Origin of the sequence: Synechococcales cyanobacterium T60_A2020_003 (assembly GCA_015272205.1) — a bacterium.
In the GTDB taxonomy this organism is placed as follows: Bacteria; Cyanobacteriota; Cyanobacteriia; order RECH01; family RECH01; genus JACYMB01.
This window is the reverse complement of sequence record JACYMB010000060.1, coordinates 1-2,828: the sequence shown is the minus strand read 5'-3', so window position 1 is coordinate 2,828 and position 2,828 is coordinate 1. Positions and strand designations below refer to the sequence as shown.

Genomic DNA, 2,828 nt, shown 5'->3' with positions numbered 1-2,828 from the left:
CCAGTTTTGCTACTACAGTCATCTGATGCGATCCGGGGGCAGCTTTGCGTCAGAACTGGCTCAGCAGGTGTTGCAGCAGTTAATTGACAGCGCGTTATTTACAGGCGCAGATCAGCGGGCATTGCAAATCCTGTATAAAGAGCTGTCTTGGAAAACGACCCTCTCGGCGGTGCGTTAAATCGGTAATTCCGAGGCAAAATCTCGGCATTTGGTGAATCGATACGGCCCCATGAGCGCTCCCCAAATTCCCCGCCCGGTTTCCGGATCAACGCCCTTATCGAAGCTGAGAAACTGGGTGTTGCTCACCTCAAAGCCGAGAACGACTTGGCGGGTTGCCCCGTCGTACTGAAAGCAGCATTGGGTATCTGGTTCCGGTTCCGCGCGATACGTCGTTGCCGTCGAGGTTACGATCAGCCGACATCCCGGTAAGGGTTCTAGGTCATCGAGGGTGATGCTGGCGAGGCGATCGCCGTCTCGTCCGGCTCCCCGAAACTGCTCTGGATATCGAAATGCCCAGTACTGGACGGAGAGTTGGGAATCGGCTTCATGAAGAACGGCGATCCGCTGACGATAGGCGTTCTCTAGCTGTAATATGTTGGCCTGTTCGGCAAAAAAGGCCAGGTTTCCATCTAAGCGATGGGGCAAGGGGCGATACCACATCCGTAAATTGACAAACCAAATTGGATCGGCGATCGCCTGGTCGCGATTTTCGTACTCGCCTGCTAGCCATCGTGCCAGCGTTAGTAATGCGCTTGAGTCCATACCGTATTCTAGGGAGAAGGTTCTTCTGATGCGGGTGTTTCTTCAGCGGTCGTGTCAGTCGATTCGTCCGCGTCAGACTCACTATCCTCGGGTTCGCTGCCCTGGATGGTTTCCCCGGCGGCCAGCAAAATGCAGTTGGCATCCAGAAGCGTTAGGGTTTTCTCGCGCAGGACGGCACACTGTTCACTGAGCGATTCAATTGCAGGCACCATATCCGCCTTCAATTGCCGAGTGGCGTAGTCGGTGGTTTCTGGATACTGGTTAAACCAACTGTCTTGGGGATAGGTATCTCGGAAGGCGTCCCGATCCAGCAACCAAAACGAAATGTTGTAGGTTTGAATAAATTTGCTAGCAATGCTGAGATCCGAGGTGTATTGTGCCTGAATCAGCGAGTTCACAGCTTTACGAAATGGTTCATAGTATCCCCAGTGGTAAGGAATGGCGTACTCCCGCGCGACGAGGACAGAGCGTTGGGAGAAGCTGGGAATATTGTCTGCTTCTTCGCTGAGAGAGGCCACGATCGTATCTTTAGGTTGATCTTGCAGATAGGCGTAGAGGTCGGGATATTCGCCCTGCTTGTACTTTGTGGTGGGAAAATCATCCACAAAGGCAGGATAGACGATCACACCCGCCGCTAGAATTCCGGCTAGGGCGATCGCCCCATAGTTCAGCCTTGCTCCCGTATCCGACGAATGCACCATTTGGCGCAGCAGGACTTCAAAAATCAGGCTGAGGGCGATCGCCGCTGCGAGGGCAAACACGATGCGCCAGGTGTGTTCAGTGTAGCGACTGGGCAGATGCAGCTTAAACAACGTCGCGTGGGCTAATCCAAATAGCAGGATCGACGCGATCAGACTATCGGACAGGATGCGAAGGTCAGGCGTGATCCGCTGTACCAGAATAAACCGACGGGGAAACCGCATCAGCACAGGTAACAGGAGCGCAAACAGCAGCGTTGCCGGACGCACGAGTCCTACATTGAGTAGCCCGCTGCGGTTATTGAGTAAGAAAAATTGGATCGGGTTATCGTCAAAGAAGGCGTTGCGACCCGTTGGGGAAAATTCCGGCCAGTCGCGAACGCTAGCTGCGGTGACAACGGGATCAAACTCGGAGGAGGTGAGGGCATAAAATGCGAGAACGACGATCGCTGTGCCCAATGTCCAGATCGTAAACATGCGATCGCTCTGGCTTTGGGAAATCGCAATGGGAACGCGCGATCGCCCCCGACGACTCTGATCCGTGGGGTACGGCTGCCATCGAAATAGCCGTACGACTAGGAGTACGGCCACCACAAGCACATACTGGGGATAGAACAAACCCAGAAGCGCGATCGCCACCATGCAGGCAATGAGCGCTTCTGACAGCATGTAGTACACCACGGCTAAAAACAGCGGGTACACGAAGGCTCGTGACGTTCCAGAGACCAAATCATCCTTCATCCAGATGCTTTGATTCAGGAGCAGCGTGGCTAAAAAAGCAGTCATCGGCACGGGCAATAACCGCATCGCAATTTGAAAGCAATATCCAGTTGTAATCAGTCCCAGCACCATCGGCAGCAGCTTGTTCAGCCACCAGGGACTAAACCAAAGCCAAGCGAAGAGTCGGTAAAGCGTGCTGTATCCCCAAGGTGCCATTGTTTGGAAATAGTCCGCGATCCGGTCATTCGGAAACAACGCTGGATCAATAAACCGCTGCATCCAAAACACATGCTGTCGGGCATCATCTTGAACGATGTAATCTCCCCGGAAGGCTTGGTAGAGAGCTATTCCCGCAAAAACTGCTGACACCATCAGGCTTAAGCCTAGCCAGAACCGTCGTTGAACGGTGAATTTCTCAACCTGGGGTGCAAAGATAACGTCGTAGAGATAAGCAGGCTGCATGGTGGATGTTATGGGTGAGCCATAGGGGACAACAATTCACAAACGTAGATGGCAAAGTGCAAGGGAGCAAGGAGAGCGGTTCGACTGATGGGGGATTTAGGAGTTATATCATGTCGGGATAAAAAAACATGGTACCTGGTCACCGCAATAAGAATTGTTAATGAGAATGGCTGAAGCAGCTACATT

The 2,828-nt window shown here is 52.9% G+C and carries 3 protein-coding genes; 1 reads left to right on the top strand and 2 read right to left on the bottom strand.

What is annotated here, in order from left to right:
- A partial coding sequence (locus tag IGR76_03185; GenBank protein MBF2077534.1) for a hypothetical protein occupies positions 1-178 on the top strand: 178 nt, incomplete at its 5' end.
- Here IGR76_03185 and IGR76_03180 read toward each other — a convergent pair.
- The gene (locus tag IGR76_03180; GenBank protein ID MBF2077533.1) at positions 175-762 is read right to left on the bottom strand and encodes a chromophore lyase CpcT/CpeT; all 588 of its coding nucleotides are present in this window, start codon (positions 760-762) and stop codon (positions 175-177) included. The two genes, IGR76_03185 and IGR76_03180, sit on opposite strands and share 4 nt — an antisense overlap.
- Positions 763-770: 8 nt before the next feature.
- Positions 771-2,642: a hypothetical protein gene (locus tag IGR76_03175; GenBank protein MBF2077532.1), complete on the bottom strand. Its 1,872-nt coding sequence runs from the start codon at positions 2,640-2,642 to the stop codon at positions 771-773.
- Positions 2,643-2,828 lie beyond the last annotated feature (186 nt).

Coding starts and splice junctions, on each gene's coding strand:
- IGR76_03180 (MBF2077533.1), bottom strand. CDS start 762: ATGGACTCAAGCGCATTACTAACGCTGGCACGATGGCTAGCAGGCGAG.
- IGR76_03175 (MBF2077532.1), bottom strand. CDS start 2,642: ATGCAGCCTGCTTATCTCTACGACGTTATCTTTGCACCCCAGGTTGAG.